This is a genomic window from Pedobacter sp. A2324 (assembly GCF_059693705.1).
Window position 1 is genome coordinate 446,274 of the sequence record NZ_JCASSK010000002.1, and the last position, 17,784, is coordinate 464,057.

The 17,784-nt window shown below is 39.7% G+C and carries 16 protein-coding genes; 7 read left to right on the forward strand and 9 right to left on the reverse strand.

Annotated features, from left to right (window positions below; all coding sequences use genetic code 11):
* The first annotated feature begins 1 nt into the window (after position 1).
* From AC570I_RS06965 to AC570I_RS06985, 5 genes are read left to right on the forward strand one after another with little or no spacing between them, the layout of a single operon-like run.
* Positions 2-883 (forward strand): hypothetical protein, encoded by an 882-nt coding sequence (locus AC570I_RS06965; protein ID WP_497404897.1) that lies wholly within the window; start codon positions 2-4, stop codon positions 881-883.
* 1 nt (position 884) lies between these two features.
* A complete protein-coding gene (locus AC570I_RS06970) occupies positions 885-1,613 on the forward strand; it encodes a DUF4129 domain-containing protein (RefSeq protein WP_497404898.1) in 729 nt (242 codons plus the stop codon).
* Entirely contained in the window at positions 1,610-2,800 is a 1,191-nt protein-coding gene (locus AC570I_RS06975) for a DUF4350 domain-containing protein (RefSeq protein ID WP_497404899.1), read from the forward strand. The genes AC570I_RS06970 and AC570I_RS06975 overlap by 4 nt, the downstream gene beginning before the upstream one ends.
* Positions 2,781-3,758, forward strand: coding sequence for an AAA family ATPase (locus AC570I_RS06980; protein ID WP_497404900.1), 978 nt, complete (start codon positions 2,781-2,783; stop codon positions 3,756-3,758). The genes AC570I_RS06975 and AC570I_RS06980 overlap by 20 nt, the downstream gene beginning before the upstream one ends.
* Positions 3,759-3,786: 28 nt before the next feature.
* Positions 3,787-5,130 carry a DUF58 domain-containing protein gene (locus AC570I_RS06985; protein WP_497404901.1) on the forward strand — a complete coding sequence of 448 codons (1,344 nt, stop codon included), beginning with the start codon at positions 3,787-3,789 and terminating at the stop codon, positions 5,128-5,130.
* A gap of 23 nt (positions 5,131-5,153) precedes the next feature.
* Here the strand turns inward: AC570I_RS06985 and AC570I_RS06990 are convergent, their stop codons facing one another.
* On the reverse strand, positions 5,154-6,212 hold the full coding sequence (locus AC570I_RS06990; protein WP_497404902.1) for a nucleoid-associated protein: 1,059 nt from the start codon (positions 6,210-6,212) through the stop codon (positions 5,154-5,156).
* A 285-nt stretch (positions 6,213-6,497) separates the two neighbouring features.
* Here AC570I_RS06990 and AC570I_RS06995 point away from each other — a divergent pair, with 285 nt between their 5' ends.
* Positions 6,498-9,272: an outer membrane beta-barrel protein gene (locus AC570I_RS06995; RefSeq protein ID WP_497404903.1), complete on the forward strand. Its 2,775-nt coding sequence runs from the start codon at positions 6,498-6,500 to the stop codon at positions 9,270-9,272.
* A 21-nt stretch (positions 9,273-9,293) separates the two neighbouring features.
* On the opposite strand, the gene AC570I_RS07000 is transcribed toward AC570I_RS06995, so the two are convergent.
* From AC570I_RS07000 to AC570I_RS07020, 5 genes are all read right to left on the reverse strand, one after another.
* Positions 9,294-10,301, reverse strand: a complete 1,008-nt coding sequence (locus AC570I_RS07000) for an LLM class flavin-dependent oxidoreductase (protein WP_497404904.1) — start codon at positions 10,299-10,301, stop codon at positions 9,294-9,296.
* Between the two features lie 69 nt (positions 10,302-10,370).
* Positions 10,371-11,054, reverse strand: coding sequence for a class I SAM-dependent methyltransferase (locus AC570I_RS07005; RefSeq protein WP_497404905.1), 684 nt, complete (start codon positions 11,052-11,054; stop codon positions 10,371-10,373).
* A gap of 44 nt (positions 11,055-11,098) precedes the next feature.
* Positions 11,099-12,499: an MBL fold metallo-hydrolase RNA specificity domain-containing protein gene (locus AC570I_RS07010; protein WP_497404906.1), complete on the reverse strand. Its 1,401-nt coding sequence runs from the start codon at positions 12,497-12,499 to the stop codon at positions 11,099-11,101.
* Positions 12,500-12,558: 59 nt separating this feature from the next.
* Positions 12,559-12,786, reverse strand: a complete 228-nt coding sequence (locus AC570I_RS07015) for a YtxH domain-containing protein (protein WP_047799997.1) — start codon at positions 12,784-12,786, stop codon at positions 12,559-12,561.
* Between the two features lie 116 nt (positions 12,787-12,902).
* Entirely contained in the window at positions 12,903-14,561 is a 1,659-nt protein-coding gene (locus AC570I_RS07020) for a DUF6600 domain-containing protein (RefSeq protein WP_497404907.1), read from the reverse strand.
* Between the two features lie 277 nt (positions 14,562-14,838).
* Here AC570I_RS07020 and AC570I_RS07025 point away from each other — a divergent pair, with 277 nt between their 5' ends.
* A complete protein-coding gene (locus AC570I_RS07025; protein WP_047799995.1) occupies positions 14,839-15,540 on the forward strand; it encodes an SAM-dependent methyltransferase in 702 nt (233 codons plus the stop codon).
* A gap of 48 nt (positions 15,541-15,588) precedes the next feature.
* On the opposite strand, the gene nadD is transcribed toward AC570I_RS07025, so the two are convergent.
* From nadD to AC570I_RS07040, 3 genes are all read right to left on the reverse strand, one after another.
* A complete protein-coding gene (gene nadD, locus AC570I_RS07030) occupies positions 15,589-16,161 on the reverse strand; it encodes a nicotinate (nicotinamide) nucleotide adenylyltransferase (RefSeq protein ID WP_497404908.1) in 573 nt (190 codons plus the stop codon).
* Positions 16,162-16,204: 43 nt separating this feature from the next.
* Entirely contained in the window at positions 16,205-16,774 is a 570-nt protein-coding gene (gene gmk, locus AC570I_RS07035; protein ID WP_497404909.1) for a guanylate kinase, read from the reverse strand.
* A 64-nt stretch (positions 16,775-16,838) separates the two neighbouring features.
* Entirely contained in the window at positions 16,839-17,702 is an 864-nt protein-coding gene (locus tag AC570I_RS07040; protein ID WP_047799992.1) for a YicC/YloC family endoribonuclease, read from the reverse strand.
* Between the last annotated feature and the right edge of the window lie 82 nt (positions 17,703-17,784).

The following is a 17,784-nucleotide window of genomic DNA, read 5'->3' on the forward strand; positions in this document are numbered from 1 at the left end:
TATGCTAACACCACTTGAATTTAAAAAAAGAAGAGATTTCGGGCAGGTCATTAATGATACATTTACTTTCATGCGCCAAAACTTCAAGCCGCTTATCAAAATTTATTTTATTTTTTGCGGACTTTTTGTACTGGCTAGTATGGCAACAATGCTATTGCAACAATACAAAATGGTTAATGTGATAAACAATGTCAGTGTAGATAATACCCGTGCTTTCGCTTTCGGGTCGATGTATGGAATCGAATATTTTTTGTCCATCTTCTTCACTATCATCTCATACACTAGCATGACCGTGGCAGTACATTCATATATCGCCATCTACGTGCAAAAAGGAAATGCGATACCTACAACAGATGAAGTCTGGGGATACTTTAAATATTACTTTTTCAGGGTTCTCTGGAGTTCGATTGTACTGTCACTATTATTGGGAGTAGGGATATTATTTTGTCTGGTTCCATTTTTCTGGCTGTTCCCTTACGTGTGCATGGTTTATCCCATTATGATTATTGAAAACAGCAGACTAGGCTATGCATTTAACCGAAGCTTTGCACTGGTGAAGGATAACTTCTGGGTAACATTCGGCACAATTGTAATCGTTTGGATCATTGTGTATGCCTGCATGAGTATGGTTGTACTACCTACGAGTTTATTCAACATGGTTGGGATGTTCTCACACAAGTCTCCACAAATGTCATTAACACTCACTATGATCACTACAGTACTTCAGTCGTTATGCCAGGTATTTTTCATTGTCCCTATCATTACTATAACCTTATCCTATTTCAGTTTAGTGGAACAAAAGGAGAGCCTCGGATTAATGGAACGTATTACGCAATTCGGAAATACTGAACAACCAACAGATCACCGACCAGAAGAATATTAATATGCTGCGATTTCTTGCCGGGTTTCTTTTTTTACTTGTTCTCTATCTCCATCCTGCCCAGGTTCATGCACAGGCTTTAAAACCCGTAAAAGCCGATACAGCTTTACGGAAAGACAGCAGTGATATTGCACCAGCAAAGTTTAACAGAGAGGCGATAAGAGACTATCAGGATCAAAAAGAATTTCAATACGATGATAATCAGGCACAACAACTATCATGGTGGGACAAATTCTGGATGTTACTATGGGGACTAATCGGTAGACTATTTTATGGTGCCGCATCTAATTATGTTTTAAAGTATTTCTTTATCGGTGCCGGAGTAGCCATTATCATTTACATTGTCATTAAGATGGTGGGTGCAGAAAATATTTTTAGCAAGAGATCGCAGGAAACAATATTACCATATGATGTAATTACTGAAAATATCCACGACATAGATTATGATCAGGAGCTTAATCGCCTGATCAGTGAAGGCAAGTATCGCCTTGCAGTAAGGATGCTCTATCTTCAGTCGTTAAAAAAACTGAGCGATGCACAGATCATTCAATGGCAGCCTGATAAAACCAATTACAACTACCTGATGGAAATCAGTAAACCTGAATTGCGAAACAACTTTAGCCGTTTAACCATTCAGTTCGACTACATCTGGTATGGCGATTTCCCTATAGACAGTCATAATTTTCAACCAATCAACCAATTGTTTAATGAGTTTAAAACACAGATTAAATGAAAGGTTATAAAATCATTTTTGCTATTGGAGTGCTGCTCATCCTGGCTTATCTGGTTGCGCTCTACAACAAGCCTACACCCACCAACTGGGCGCCTACCTACCTCGGTAATGATAAAATTCCTTATGGTACCTATATCTTGCACAACAGGATTAGAGATATTGCACCAAAGGTGATTGTGGAAAAATCGAAATTAGCTGTTTACAATACCCTTAAAAATACAAAAGTTACAGGCTCTACCTATCTCATAGTTGCCCAGAAAGCAGAAATCAGTACAACTGACTTTGGAGAGATGAAGAATTTTATGAACATTGGGAATTCAATCTTCATTGCCAGCTATTCTTTTGGTAAAATGGCCAGTGAACTCAAACTGAAAACAAATGTAGGTTTGGCACAGGAGGGGAGGATACTCAACTTCACCAGTCGAAATCTCAAAACCGAATCGAGTTACGGATTTAAACGGGGAATAGGTAGCCAGTATTTCAGTTCAATAGATAAATATAAGGCAATCGTACTGGGGGTAAATGGTTTGCAACAGCCCAACTTTGTGAAATATCAATTTGGGAAAGGGGCGCTGTACCTGGTAGCAGAGCCGGGCTTTTATACCAATTTTACCTTACTTGATAAATATGGTGCCGAATATGCTGCAAAAACACTTAGTTATATCCAAACAAGCAACCGGATTATTTTTGACGAGTACTTTGCAGAAAAAAAGAATGAAACTACCGATATACTCAGGGTTTTCTTTGAACATCCTGAATTAAGCTGGGCTTATTACCTCGCCATTTTCAGCTTAATTCTGTTTGTTTTGTATGACATGAAACGCAGGCAAAGAATAATTCCTGTAGCTGACCCCTACAAAAATTCATCCGTTGAATTTGTCAATGTAGTGGGAAGTGTTTATTATCATGAAAGAAATAACCTGGATATCGCCTTAAAAAAAATCAATTATTTTCTTGAATACTTACGCGGCAGATACCACCTTAAAACCAATGATATGGAGAGCGGCTTTGCCGACATTTTAAAAGAAAAAACCGGAATAAATGAAATATCAGCAAAAACATTGACCAGGTATTTTATCCAAATTCCAAAAATGAGCAATTTGAGCGATTATGAGCTGATTGCTTTAAATGACAGTATTGAACAATTTTATAAAAATACAACTAGAAATGGAGCAGGAACAATTTAACCAGCGTACAGATCTGACCACTTTAAACGAGGCAGTTAATCAGATCAGAAATGTACTTGGCGATATTATTATTGGACAGAAACAGGTTATAGACTTCTTGATTGTTGGCCTGCTCGCTGATGGACACCTGCTCATTGAAGGTGTTCCCGGTGTTGCAAAAACGCTGAGTGCCAAATTACTGGCCAAATCAATTGATGCACAGTTTTCAAGGGTACAGTTCACACCGGATTTAATGCCTTCAGACGTACTCGGAACACCAATCTTCAACACCAAAACCGGAGATTTCGAGTTCAGAAAAGGTCCGATATTTGGTAATATTATTCTCGTGGATGAGATCAACCGTGCCCCTGCAAAAACACAGTCTGCTTTGTTTGAGGTAATGGAAGAACGCCAGGTCACCATTGATGGCATTACCTATTTAATGGACGAGCCTTTTATGGTACTGGCCACCCAAAACCCGATCGAGCAGGAAGGTACCTATCGCCTCCCCGAAGCCCAGCTGGATCGTTTCTTATTGAAAATTGAGATCAAATACCCATCCCTGGAGGAAGAAACTGCAATACTGACAGCGCAGCACCACCTGGTGAACAAAACTTTATCGAGCGAAGTAAAAGCGGTATTGTCTGTCGATCAGATCCTGGCTGCAAGAGCTATTGTACGGAACTTATTTGTAGAGCCTAAATTGTTAGAATTTATCGCGAAAATCGTGAATGAAACACGCCATAATCCTGCGCTGTACCTCGGCGCATCTCCCCGGGCTTCACTGGCAATTGTACACAGTGCAAAGGCCCTTGCAGCGATTCAAGGACGCGATTTCGTAACACCCGATGATATAATCGCGGTAGCAACTCCGGTTCTAACCCACCGTATACTGCTCTCACCGGAAAAAGAAATGGAAGGCCTGACGACAAATGATATTATTAACCAGATCATCAGGCAAATCGAAGTTCCAAGATAAGCATTCACATATTACATAACAGCTGACTTTGAAAAAGATCATCGAACAATATTATACCAATCTGTTTCTTAACGACCGTTTATTTATGGTATTAGGAGCCTGCGTGGTCCTCTTTTTGTTAAAGTTCTTTTTCCATTGGCTGGGTTACATTCCGCAGGTTACCATTGGCGCGGTGTGTATGCTTTTCTTTACCGATGTATTTATTTTATACCGCCAAAATGGGATTGAAGCTAAACGCATTACCCCGAAGCGTTTAAGTAATGGGGATGAAAATCCAATTCAAATCGAAATAAAGAACCGTTATGGATTCGAAGTCCGGGCACGTGTAATTGACGAAATTCCCTTTCAGTTTCAGGTTAGGGATAAAGACTTTAAATTTGGATTAAAATCTGCTGAGGTTAAATCCATTCATTACAACCTGCGGCCTACAAAGCGTGGAGCATACGATTTTGGTTTTATCCGAACTTACATCAGTTCGCCATTAGGTTTAGTTAGCAGGAGATTTAATTTCGATGGTGCAGTTGTGCTTCCTGTTTATCCTTCCTTTATACATCTGGGGCAATATGAACTAATGGCGGTTTCCAATCAGCTTACCGATCTTGGAATAAAAAAAATCAGAAAAATCGGCCAGAGCCGTGAGTTTGACCAGATAAAAAATTATGTGGGAGGAGATGATATCAGGACCCTGAATTGGAAAGCCACAGCACGTAAGGGAAGCTTAATGGTAAACACCTATACAGATGAGCGGTCGCAGAATATTTATTGCCTGATTGATAAATCCAGAGTAATGCGGATGCCTTTTGAAGGGTTAAGCTTACTTGATTATGCGATCAATGCCAGCGTTGCGCTTGCAAAAGTTGCCATGCTTAAAGAAGATAAAGCAGGCTTGATCACTGTTTCTGAACGTATTGGCTCTATTTTGCCTGCCGACAGAAAAGCTGCTCAGCTCGGCAGCATCATGAATGTTTTATATCAGGAAAAAACAAGGTATCTGGAAAGCAATCTTGAAGCCCTTTACAGTTGCGTCCGCACTGTGGTTAAGCAGCGTGGGCTATTGATCTTTTTCACCAACTTCGAAAGCTTATCGGCACTTCAAAGGCAAATGCCTTATCTGAGACGGCTGGCTAAATACCATCTTCTGCTCGTGGTCTTCTTCGAAAACACCGAATTAAAAGCGCTAAGCACCGAACCAGCCAAAAATATCGAGGGCATTTACCACAAAACAATCGCTGAAAAGTTCATCTATGAAAAGAAACTGATGGTTAAAGAGTTAAATAAAAACGGAATATTAACGGTTTTAACTGCTCCACAAAACTTAACCATCAATGTAGTAAACCAGTATCTGGCCATTAAGGCACAGAACAGAATTTAGCGATACCAGCGTACATCCCGGTCTTATTCCTCTTCCCGAAAGTACACCTTGTAAAAATTCATCGACTTGTCGTCATCGTAACCTTTCTCAATCATATCCTTATTACCATGGATATAAATGTGAAAGTTTTTATCAAGTTTCAGCACACTCTTGTAAGCACGTGCCTGTTTCTTAACTGCCGATTCGGCAATTTCGAAATGATCGGCAATCGGGCTCTCGTATTCCTCTTCGTAGTTTTTCTTATAATTTTTGAAAGACTCGATGCCTTCTGCATTACCGATTACCTCATTACCAAACTCCTCAATATCAAAGGTTTCCTTTTCTTTAAAATATTTCATAGAGCGGTTCAGCAGATCAATCTTATCTGCCTTACTAATCTCGTAATCGTCATCTAACTTCTGCGTAACAAAATTCTTATAAACCCCCAGGACGTTATTAGTTTGGTTGTAACTGTCATTTCTGATTTTTAACTTCAAAAATTCATCCTTCCAGTAAACAGCCGATTCGTTGTTACTTTTCGACTGATCCAGCACGACAACCTTATATCCCTCCCCCTGATCTACATTAAATATTAAACAACCCTTATCTAATTTATTAATACTGATTGCATCCTGTTCATAACTAATATTAAAGCCATCCAGCTCAGGGTAAACCTTTAAGTAAGTATCTTTAGTTTCTGATTTAAATATTCCCACCACATCCAGCTGCTCACCTTCAATCTGTACCTTTTCGAAATAGGTAACATATAGTTCGCCTGATTTGATTTTTGGATGGTTGGCTACATCATACAGGTACTTGGCCAATTGCTGTGAATTTTCATGAAAAAGCGTATTATTTTCAAAAATTTCGTGAGCAAAATGATAAACCTCGTTTAAATTTAAATTATCATTCGGATGATAAAAGCGATAAATCTCGTTTACTTTTTCAAATGGTTTTAAGAAATACTGCATCAGCAGGTTACCCAATACCTCATCATCAATCTTCAAAGGTGCATCAGATAGTTTGTAATATTCTTCTACCAGTTTATTCCCTGTATGATGGATGGATAGTTGCTTTAATGAAGCTTCGAAAAATGAAATCATGCCGCAAAAGTAATCAAATATTGAAATAAGCGGGCTGAGAAAAGCTGTTCAGTAATAGTATATGGAAAAATAACTGTGTAATTTTTTCGATTGTGCTTGCAACTAAATACCTGGCAACCTATCTTTACCTAAAGATTTAGTTAAACAATAAGGTGCAACATTTCTTCAAATGATGTGTCTGTAAAACAGAGGGTAATTATCCGTCACATATTTTGTAAAGTTCATCACATTTTTAACCAAAAAAGCCTGAACACATCTATTTTAGATTCCTTATCATTACAATACATGAAGAAACATTTACTTTTAATTGCATTTTGCCTTGCGTCATTACATCTTTTCGGACAAAAAAATGGTAGTATAACAGGAATTTTGGCTGATAGTGCCAATCATAAAAATACCCTGAACTATGCAACCATCTCGGTTTACAAAACTGGTGATAGTGTTTTAACGACTTACAAACTTTCTGACGAAAAGGGGCTTTTCAGAATCAATAACCTGCAAACCGGGATCAAATACAGGTTAGTGGTGAATGCATGGCAGTTTGGAATTTACAGGAAAGAAGTAGAACTTACTGCGCAAAACCCCACATTAAATCTTGGAACATTGTACCTTTCCAGCAGAGCAAATGACCTGAATGAGGTGACTGTAACAGCTGAGCGCCCTCCAGTAATTGTACGTAAGGATACTATTGAATTTAATGCCGAATCATTCAAAACCCTGCCTTCTGCGGTAGTGGAAGACTTGTTAAAAAAGCTTCCGGGAGTACAAATTGCAGAGGATGGTTCGATAACCGTAAATGGTAAAACGGTAAGTAAAATTCTGGTTGATGGTAAAGAGTTTTTTGGAGGTGATCAGCAGATTGCAACCAAAAACCTTCCGGCAAATATTATCGATAAAGTTCAGGTAGTAGATGACAAGCAGGCGAAAAGAAGAAATCCTGACCTTGTTGCTGCAGAAATTCCGCAGGTAATTAATTTAAAACTAAAAAGAGCCATCAAACAAGGCGCATTTGGTAAATTGTATGCAGGAAGCGGCTTAAGGCAACTCTATCAGGCAGGTGGCTTAATGAACTTTTTCAGGGATACCACACAGGTAAGCATCCTCGGATATGGGAACAACATCAACCAACCTGGCTTCAACCCTAATGACGTTCAGCGCCTTGGCGGTTTTAACCGAAGTGGGGTTAATTCGATGATGATGAATTCCGGAGGTTATTTCGAATTTAATGGTATAGGTTTTGGAGGTGCCACTAGTGGCGTCCAAACCTCGTCTGGTGCTGGTTTTAATCTGAATACCCTAACAAAAAAAGGGATCAAATTAAATACTCAATATTTTTTCGGTAAATCTGATAATGTACTGGAACGCTTATCAAACACCAATCAAACATTGGGTACCGACAGGCTCATCACCAACACCAATGAAAACACCAGCTCCATTACTTTGAAGCATAATATTGCCGGAAAATTAGACTGGCAGATCGATTCACTTACACAAATTACAATTGAGCCTTTTGTGGTTTTGAATTCAAATAATTCAGTAAGCAGAACGCTTTCCAGAAATACTAATGCTTCTGGTACCCTCATCAACTCACTCAGCAATTTAAACGACCGCAATAATGCCACCAATAAATATCAACTTGTTGGTGATCTTAGCAAGGACTTTAAAAAGGCCGGACGTTCATTTAGTGTTGGTTTTGATGTGTCTTCAACCCCTAATCCCAACATAAATTTTAACCGGAGCACCCGCATTACCTATCTAACCCCCTCTACTACAGAAACAGATCAATTGAGGAATAACCAAATTGATAACTTCAGGTCGTATCTCTATGCCAACTATTCAGAACCCATTAGTAAGAAGTTAAGTCTTAAAGTTGATGTGAACGGAAATGTGATCAATAATGAAAATGCACTAAACACATTTTACCGTAATCCTGCAAATCAGTTATATGATGTGGTTATTCCAAGTTTAACTCAAACTGTTAAACAATTCGGCGTCAAAACTAATGCAAACCTGAGTTTAAACTATAAAATTACAAAGGATTTGAATATCCAACCCGGGTTGATCTACAACTATATTGGCTTAAACAACCGTTTTACTAATAGGGAGGATATTGACCAGCGGTACAATTTTATGTGGCCAACCTTTCAATTACGCTATAAAATATTCAGGCTAAGTTATTCCGCACGTTTCGCAGAGCCAGATGTAAATTACCTTCAGCCCGTGGCAGATAATACCAATGCGCTCTATATTCGGAATGGAAATCCTAATTTGTTACCTGCCCGTACGCAGACCTTCAATCTAAACATGTATAAGTACGATCCTAAAAGCCAGATCAATTACAATTTATACGGATATGGAAACTTTACTAAAAACGGTATCATTAATACCGTAAATATCAGTAATGGTATACAAACGGTCAACCCTATAAATTCAGGCGGAATTTATAGTTTCAGTGGAGGTGGTAATATCTCTAAAGACTTTAAGAAGGATAAAACAAGCCTTAAGGTAGGCGCAGGTTTATGGGTGAACTTCAACCATTCGCCCGTGATCATTAATGATATCCGCAGCGATGCCGACGTGTTTAATATCGGCCCTAACGCCAGTGCACGTTTGAATTTAAATGATGTTATAGAAATCAACCAGTCTTACTCCATAAACCTGAACCGCAGTAAGTATCAGGATGCCTATTACACCAATTTAAGCAACAATACCCAGCAAAGTACATCTGAACTTATTGTCCGCTATCCGAAAAAACTCGTTTTTGAAACCAGTTATGGGATGACCATTAATAGCCAAAGCATTAATGGTTATAACAATAACATTAAATTATGGAATGCAGCACTTACTTATTTATTGATGAAAAACGACCGTTTACAACTTAAACTTTCAGTTAATGACATTATGCAAAGCAATGTGCGAAGAAACATTCAAATTACTGGTAACAGTATAGTGGATAGTCAAAGTAATAATCTTGGAAGATATGGAATGTTTACTGTGACCTACAACATCCAAAACTTCGGACAGAAAGTGGGTGGTAGATCGACGTTTTTCAGTTTTTAATTTTATATAGCTATGCTTAAATCAATTCAAAAATAAATCAGCCAGCAATTCATACGATTTAATCCTGTCTTCAAAGTGTTCAGTGATCGTCACTGCCATGAATTCATCGACAGCATAGTCGTTTGCAAGTTTGGTCAGTTTTTCCTGAATAACATCTGGTGTACCGAATATCATTCGGGGTTTGTTCGCGTCTATCCGGGCCTGTTCAGCACTATTATAAGTTAAGTGTTTAATATCTTCATAACCCGTTGATGTTAATCCAGCCCCTTTTTCTAGTTGTAAAAAACGATAGCTCATCAGTGCTGCCTGCTGTTCTACTTTTTCTTCACTCTCAGAACAGAAAACGAACAGTGCAACGTTGTCTGCAGGCGCTATTAAATTTAAGGATGGCTTAAAATTTTTCCGATAATACTGAACCGCTGCCGGCCCGCCAACAGGATTTATAAAATGAGCAAACGAAAGCCCCATGCCAAAATGTGATGCAAATAATGCACTTTGTCCACTGCTACTCAACAGCCACTGATGCGGCACTGTTTCCGCAATTGGAATAGCTTTGATTTTCGCTTGAATTCCTCCGTCAGAAGTATCATGAAGATAATGTTGAAGTTCATTTAGCTGCTCCATGAAATCCTGTTCACTCCAATTGTTAGATGGATTAAGCATTGATGCCGTAATTCTGTCGGTTCCCGGAGCACGCCCCATCCCCAGATCAATTCGGTTAGGATGCATCACCTCCAGCAGCCTGAAACTTTCAGCAACCTTTAATGCACTGTGGTTAGGCAACATGATGCCCCCTGATCCAATGCGCATGGTTTTTGTGTGATTAGCGAGATGTGCAATCAAGATTTCAGGAGTCGAACCAGCCAGGCTGCTGGTATTATGGTGTTCGGAAACCCAAAAACGGTGGTAGCCTAACCTTTCTGCTTCCTGTGCCAGTAATGTGGTTTCTTCTATTGCCCTCGCGGCATTAACACCTTTTCTTACAGATGACTGATCTAAAACGCTGAGTTTAATTTTTATGCTAGCCATTGTACCTGCAAATGTATACGAGGCCAGATTGAAATTAAAAGTTCAAAAGCCTTTATGACTTTTAGATTATTACGCCTGTGTCAATTTGACTAAATACTGATCTTCCCCATCATCAAAAATGATTTCACAATTCCAGCCAGTTTCGTTCGCAACATTTTTAATGGTGTTTTCATCCACGTATATCCAGTTAAACCAGTGTCCTTTTTCACCTTTATACTCATATTGATAAGAAACCTCGCCATAATATTGATTTTGAGGCTTAGGTAACTCTTCATATAAGTAGGAAATATCCGATGAATCAAATAACACCTGGCCTCCGGGGTTTATCAGATCTTTTAGTCTGATTAAGAAATTTTTAAACCCAGCTAAAGTTCCTGTTAATCCAATCCCGTTCATTAACATCAAAATGGTGTCGAACTTTTCATTGTAGGTATACACATCCTGGAGCAAAGCATTTTTCACTCCGCGGTCTTTCATGATGCTCACCGCGGCTTCAGATACGTCAATCGCGGTAACATCAATATTAAAGGCTTGTAACAGCAACGCATGACTACCAACACCAGCCCCAATGTCTAATACTTTCCCACTACACATTTGTAATGCCTGAAGTTCTAATACCGGCATGTCTTCATCATCCCGAAAAAAGAATTCTAAAGGCATTTCTTCAGGTTCACCATAAGAATTGTGTAACCAGAGTGTATCGGCCTCCCCGGTTTTATAAATATCATTTAGTGCTTTACCAAAAACATCCATAGCGCAAAGATAGAAAACGGGCTTGTATGACGAAATACTAGTTTTTATTCCAGGTGGAACTCCTGGTGATATTCCGGAATGGCAACATGTTTAAAGCCTGCGTCCTTTAATCGCGTAGCAAAATTCTGCTGGACCTCATATTCACCATGAACCAGAAATACCTGTTTTACCTTTTCCGGTTGCTGGCAGGATAGGAAATGTAACAAATCTTCATAATCACCGTGTGCACTCATTGATTTAATGGATTTTACATCTGCCTTCACATCGTATTCATCCCTAAATATTTCAACAACTTTTTTACCGGCGATGAGTTGCCCGCCCAAGGAATTCGGTTCGCAATATCCCACCATTAGAATCGTATTCTTTTGATTACTGATATTATTTCTAATGTGGTGTTTTACCCGCCCGGCTTCTGCCATTCCCGATGCCGATATAATGACACATGGTCTCGGGTCCTGGTTTAAAGCCTTTGATTCCTCCACACTTTCAATGAACCTAAGTCCTTTAAAAGCAAAAACATCGTGATCAACCTTTAAAATTTCTTTTACCCCATTGTTATATACCTCCGGATGGTTCTTCAAAATTTCAGTGGCTTTTGATGACAAAGGACTATCCACATAATATGATACATCTGGTAATTTACCTTTTAATTCGAGGCCATTCAGTGCATAAAGTAGCTCTTGTGTACGTCCTACAGCAAACGCGGGTATAATTACTTTACCTTTTTTAATCTTGCAAGTCTGATTAATAACTTCCAGAAGTAACTCCTCTATCGGATCCAGATCCTTATGCAGAGAATCCCCGTAAGTAGACTCCATTATAATATAATCTGCCTGATCAAACTGCTGCGGACGCTTTAAAAGTAAATCTCCATAGCGGCCAACGTCTCCAGAAAATGTGATGCGTGTCGATCGATTATCTTCACGGATGATTAAATGAACTGCTGCACTGCCTAAAATGTGTCCGGCATCAGTAAAGCGTAAGGTGATGTATTGGTCGATTTCGAAGTCTTCTTCATACTCCACAATTTTCATCTGACTGAGGGTTTTATTTACGTCCTGATCGGTGTAAAGCGCCTCTTCCATTTCTTCGCCTTCACGTAAATGCCTGTTCGAAAATTCTGCATCCTGCATTTGAATCTTGGCTGAATCCATCATTAATATTCTCGCCAGGTCCATTGTAGCAGAGGTACAGAAGATGGTTCCTGAAAATCCATCAGCAACCAGCTTTGGCAACAAGCCACAATGATCGATGTGGGCATGAGAAAGAACTAAATAGGTGACTTTAGTGGCATCGAACCCGAAATAGTCGTTAAGTTTATCAGTAACTCTACCCATCCCTTGAAACAGGCCGCAGTCTAATAATATTTGAGTATTGTTTTTTAAAGTGATGAGGTGTTTACTGCCGGTAACCGTACGGGCCGCACCGTGGAAAGCAATTTTCATTTAAATGTGGTTAGAAATATTAGCATAAAAATGCCGGAAATATCCGGCATTTACAATTTTTATGCATGTACATCCGCTATTTTATCCTTAACCTTATCAGCAACGTCCGAAGCTTTGCTGGCCAAACCTGCTAATTTATCTTTTGATGAATCCAATAGGTCTGCAAAGAAATCAGAAACCTTTTCTTTTAGGTCGCTACTGGAATCTGAAGATAATGCTAACGCAATGGTTGCTCCTAATGCTGCTCCGGCTAATACGCCAACGATAATTTTTGTTTCTTTTTTCATGGTCTTAGTTATTTAGTATGTAAACATAATTAAGGTACTCGTGTTTTAAATTTTATAACAAAAACCAATCCACCAAAAAAAATGTCCCGATTTTCATCGGGACATTTAAGTTTATTCTATCCTCTTCCGCCTCTTGAAGGTCTGCCTCCTTCTGAACTGCGGCTTTCATTACTTCTTTGCTGCTGTTGCTGAGCTCTTTGTTGCTCGGCCTGTTGCGAACGTTGTTGTTGTTGCTGTTGTTGAGCTCTTTGCTGCTCGACCTGCTGCGAACGTTGCTGTTGCTGCTGAGCCCTTTGCTGCTCGGCTTGTTGTGCACGTTGCTGCTGCTGTTGCTGTTGTTGCTGTGCTCTTTGTTGTTCCGCTTGCTGTGAACGTTGCTGTTGCATCTGTTCGTTACGCTGAGCCCTTTGTTGGTCCATCTGCTGTGAACGTTGCTGCTGCATCTGCTCGTTACGCTGAGCTCTTTGTTGTTCGGCTTGCTGTGAACGTTGCTGCTGCATCTGCTCGTTACGCTGAGCCCTTTGTTGATCCATCTGTTGTGAACGCTGCTGTTGCATCTGCTCATTACGCTGAGCCCTCTGTTGGTCCATCTGTTGTGAACGCTGCTGTTGCATCTGCTCATTGCGCTGAGCCCTCTGCTGGTCTGCCTGTTGGGCACGTTGTTCGTTTTGTCTTCGGTCAATACCCACCTGAGCATCCCTTGGATTTACACCATTCGGATTACCACGATCTGCTCTGCCATTAGAATTCCTGTCATACACATTACCTCTGTTTCCATTAGCCTGGTTTTCTCTTCCCGGATTCACATCATTGCCACGATTAGGTTGAGCTGGTCTGTTATCATTTCGCGATCCAAAGCGGTTATCATTACCATTTACACCACGATCGTTGTTATTTCCATTTCGGGGATCGCGGTTAGCATAGCCTTCATTTCTTCCACCTCTGCTAAAGCCTGCGTTACCTTGTTCAAATTTTCTTGGAGCTGCTTTTCTATTATCTACCTGATTGCGCTCTGGTCTTGGTCTGTATATCGAAACTTCTCTTCCACCAATCCTGCTTGCACCCGGACGGTTACTTTGAGCATATCTGTAAACAGTTACATCGCGGTTGGTTGCACGTCTGATATCTTCAATCCTTGGTCCGCCGTAATAAGATCTTCTGTTATATACATAAGTATTATTGATGATCGTTGTATTCCGGATATACACATTATTCCGTCCATAATCATATCTCGGGAATGTATTAATGTAAATGCTGGCTTGCGGTATAAAATTCCAACAAAACTCAGGTACTGAATAACGGCGGCCGAAGCTTAAATTAATGCTGATAGCAGGAGCCATCGGAGCCCATCCATAATACCCATCGCCACTTCTCCAGTCAACCCATGCTGGTCCCCATGTAGTATCTGGTAACCAGATCCATTGACGATAGCTGTTAATCACCCAGCGGCCGTAGTGAAATGGAGCCCAACCCCAGTCATAACTGGAAACCCAGGTATTTCCATATTCAGTCATCGCCCAGCGACCATTGGTATAGTATGGTCTGAACTCGCTTTGGTCTACATCCGGACGCCATACATAACCATATTGTGGATCCTGAATCCAGGTTCCATATGGAGATAGCTCATCATAGAAAGTTTGCATAGAAACGTTGCCAGTGCTATAGCCGTCATCCTGGTAATCGTCCTGATAGTCTTGTGCCCTGACTAAAGTAGTGGTTCCGGCAAGGAGCGCAAAAAGCCCCAGCACAATTGCCTTTAATTTCAGTGTTTTCATTTGTGTGTTTATTTAATAACCTATGTTGTGTGTATCAATTAGAGCACCAAAAAAATACAAAGTTTAATATGCTTGCATAGTTTTTTGCTTTTGTGCCAAATATTGCCATCCAGGGCACATTTAACTCTTATTTAACGTTTTAAGCCTGGCTTAATTGTGCAAAAAAAGAGTCATTCAGAAATAAAATTTGCTACACCACTGTTTAGAAAAGAGATTATACTGCCACTGAAGAAAACTTTAAAACATTAATTCTATTTATTGTGAGTATTTTTGCAGTATGCAAAATGGCACCTTATACCTTATACCTGTACCACTCGCCGAAGAAGTGGCTCACAAAACATTTACCCCTTATTTAGTTGACACCATAAACCAGATCGACACGTATATCGTGGAAAACAGTAAAACTGCCCGCCGGTTTTTGAAGGAGGCTGGCTTAACTACGCCTCAAAAAGACCTGATTGTGCACGACTATGGAAAACATAACCGTAGCGATTTGGGCCAGTTTTTTAATGAATTGGCTGCAGGGAAGGATGTGGGATTAATGAGTGAGGCCGGATGCCCGGGTATTGCAGATCCAGGTGCAGACATTGTTGCTGAAGCACATAAACGAGGTATTAAAGTAGTACCACTTGTCGGCCCGAGCTCAATCCTGCTTGCATTAATGGCATCTGGTTTCAATGGTCAGAGTTTTGCATTCTGGGGATATCTGCCAATCGATAAGGAGCAACGTACTAAACGTATTAAAGATCTTGATCTTTCAGCAAGCCGTTATAAGCAGACGCAAATCTTCATTGAAACTCCGTTTCGTAATAACCAGTTGTTTGAAGAGATCTTGAAAAGCTGCAAACCAAACACCCAGATTTGTGTGGCCAGCAACTTAACAGCTGAAGATGAGTATATTAAAACACAGAGTGTTTATAACTGGCGTAAGGAAGAAATTGATCTTCACAAAAAACCCACAATATTTTTAATGTATTAAGATATCAATTGGTTAACTGTATTGATTAACAGTTAACCAATTGAGTATTTACCGGTACATCCCTTTCCGCTCAATAAAGTTGATCACTTCATCGGGCAGAAAGAACTGCACGTTTTTTTTATTCCTGATTGAAGAGCGGATAAAAGTTGATGATATTTCCATTTGTGGCGTTGCTGTCAATGTAATGGAAGGATGGTTTTCCCATTCTGCAACATCGGCTCCCGGACGCGGATAAACGTAAATCTGGTAGTTTTTTAACAGCGCTTCATAATTTTTCCATTTCTTTAATGAAACCAAATTATCAGCCCCCATAATCAATACAAATTCTCTAGCTGGATATTTCTCATTCAAGTAGATGAGTGTATCGACAGTAAATGAGGGTTGAGGTAACCCGAATTCGATATCTGAGACTTTTATATTTTCTGCATTTGTAGTCGCCAGACGGGCCATTTCCAGGCGATCGTACATGTTACTCAATCCCCTTTTGTCTTTTAAAGGGTTATGAGGCGAAACCACGAGCCACACCTCATCCAGGCCGGTATAGTTAGCCATGTAATTGGCAATGATCAGGTGCCCTGTATGAATGGGATTATAAGAGCCAAAGAAAAGACCAGTTTTCATTCTCGGATTTCATTTTTTAAGATCACTCCGTCAGCAACAGAAACTAACTATTTAAAAAATCACCAACAAGCTTTTCGGCTTCCGCACAGGCGGTGGTTAAATCAAAATTCTTTAAAATCACATCAAATTTATCAGCATAGGTTAACTCCTTTTCAGCTTTGATGAATCGTTCTTGTAATTTCTCTGCACTATCTGTACCCCTTCCGCTTAAGCGCTCTTTCAAAACTTCCAGCGAAGGCGGTTGAACGAAAATGGCTAATGCATCATCTTCATACTTTCGTTTTAAACGCAGACCTCCTTCTACATCGATATCAAAAATCACATGCTGTCCGTTATCCCATATCCTATCTATTTCAGAGCGCAATGTTCCGTAAAACGTACCATTATATACCTCCTCAAATTCTACAAATTCCTGGTGGGCAACTTTATGTAAAAATTCTTCTTTGCTGATAAAATAATAATCGTTTTCATGTGTCTCCTCTCCCCTCAACTGACGGGTTGTAGCTGATATGGAGAAGCTTAACTCAGGGAACTTCTTCAACAGATGATGTACTATGGTTGTTTTACCTGCTCCGGATGGCGCAGAAAATATGATTAATTTACCTTGTTTCATTTTTTAAGCTGAACGCTAATAGATAAAGACCAGGAAGCGCTCGCTTTAGCCCTTAGTCTTTTTGCTATAATACATTAAGTAATTGTTCCTTGATTTTTTCTAACTCTTCTTTCATTCCAACAACAAACTGCTGCATCTGAGCATCGTTTGCTTTTGCGCCCATGGTGTTAATTTCACGACCAATTTCCTGAGAAATAAAGCCCATTTTCTTACCATTTGCTTCCTTACTTGCAAGTGTTTGCAGAAAATAATCGCAATGGCTTTTTAGGCGGGTTTTCTCTTCAGTGATGTCAATTTTATCTATGTAATAAATCAGCTCCTGTTCAAAACGATTCTGATCGATATTAACTTTACCAACCGCGTCTTCCAGAAACTGAGAAAACTTCTCACGGATGTGGGCAATACGTTTCGGTTCAAGTTCCTCAACAAATTTAAAGTAAGAAAGAATATTCTTAATCCTCAGCTCCAGATCTGCCTTTAAAACTGCCCCTTCATCCTCTCTGAACTTATTGAAATTAGATAATGCATCAAGGAAAATCTGATAAAGGTGATTCCATTCATCTTCACTTACACTTTCTTCTTTGTAACTGATTACTTCAGGAAAGGTCAAAGCCGTTTGCAATAAATTGCTGCTTTCGGCCCCGAGTTGCGAATTTACTTCAACCAGTTGTTTGTAGTAATGGCTCAGTAACGCTGTATTTATAGTTGCGCCGGTAAGTTCACCACTTGCTTTTTCTACATTAATGCTCAAACTTACCTTACCACGCTCGATATCTTTGCTGCAGATATTACGCAATGTTAATTCTTTATCAGAAAAGGCTTTGGGATATTTTAAATTAAGCTCGAGAAATTTGCTGTTCAGCGACTTAATTTCGACACTATACTTTGCGTTTGCATAATCGGCTGTTGCTAAGCCATATCCTGTCATGGATTTTATCATGCGCAAAGATAGAAAAATAACTTTAGAGTTTTTTAATACACCTTCGCTTTACGTTTCCAGGTAGCGATGA